Origin of the sequence: Christiangramia sp., assembly GCF_029937855.1 — a bacterium.
Taxonomy (GTDB): domain Bacteria; phylum Bacteroidota; class Bacteroidia; order Flavobacteriales; family Flavobacteriaceae; genus Christiangramia.
Map to the genome: position 1 here is coordinate 1 of NZ_JAPYPC010000077.1, position 1,260 is coordinate 1,260.

Below are 1,260 nucleotides of genomic sequence, written 5' to 3' on the forward strand. Positions count from 1 at the left end.
ATTTTACACAGTATGAAAAAAGAAGATTTATTTAGCGATGAATTTTTAAAGCAGTTCAAAAGTGGAGACGAGCTTAATGGCTTTTTAAAACAACTGCAAAAACGTGGCATTGAGAAGATGCTCGAAGGAGAACTGGATGGGCATCTTGGCTATGATAAAAACCAGAAGTCCAACAATCCCAACACCCGTAATGGTTTTGGCCAAAAAAAGGTTCGCACTTCCTTCGGGGAATCACAGATCCAGGTTCCCAGAGATCGCAATGCTTCCTTCAACCCCATGATCGTCCCCAAACGTGGGAATATGATTGATGGTATCGAAAACGTCATTGTATCGCTCTATGCCAAAGGAATGAGCAATAGCGATATCGAAGAACAGATCAGGGAAGTTTACAATTTTGAAGTATCTACTTCCACCATCTCCCGAATCACCGAAACGGTCACTGAGGATATTGTCGCCTGGCAAAACCGTCCATTGGAACCTGTGTATCTTATTGTTTGGATGGACGGGATCGTGTTCAAAGTACGGGAGAATTCCAAGGTAATCAACAAGACGGTATATATAGCAGTAGGACTTCGCAGGGACGGAAAGAAAGAAGTCCTGGGGCTTTGGCTGGGCAAGAATGAATCCGCAGCCTTTTGGATGAGTGTCCTAACCGATATGAAATCTAGGGGCACTGAAGACATCCTCATTACGGCAACCGATAACTTAAACGGTTTTACCCATACCATCAGAAACGTGTTTCCGGAATCCAAGACCCAAATCTGTGTGGTGCACCAAATACGCAACGCCTGTAGGTATGTGGTATGGAAGGACAAAAAAGCCTTTACAGCGGATATGAAGCATATCTACAATGCACCCAACCAGCAGGCGGCCAAAGCTGCCCTGGATGATTTTGCAGAACAATGGGAAAGCAAATATTCTTATGCCATTAAGAGCTGGAGGGACAACTGGGAAGATCTTACCGTATTCTTTGAGTTCCCACTGGAAATAAGAAAAATCATTTATACCACTAATCTTATTGAAAATCTCAATGGGAAAATCAGGAAGTACACCAAAAATAAATTGTCATTCCCTACAGATGAGGCAGTCATGAAATCTGTATATTTGGCTACTAGAGAAGCCACCAAGAAGTGGTCAATGCCTATCAGGAACTGGGGCATCATTTTAAATCAGTTCCTTACGATCTATGAAAAAAGGGTCAGACTTTAAATAAGTCCAACCCCTGTTATTTAAACTTTACACACTTTGCGGGATAGTGTC

The 1,260-nt window shown here is 42.5% G+C and carries 1 protein-coding gene; it reads left to right on the top strand.

Translation table 11 applies throughout. The features are described from left to right. Positions 1-12: 12 nt before the first annotated feature. Positions 13-1,209, top strand: a complete 1,197-nt coding sequence (locus tag Q1K34_RS17955) for an IS256 family transposase (RefSeq protein WP_300442121.1) — start codon at positions 13-15, stop codon at positions 1,207-1,209. Positions 1,210-1,260 lie beyond the last annotated feature (51 nt).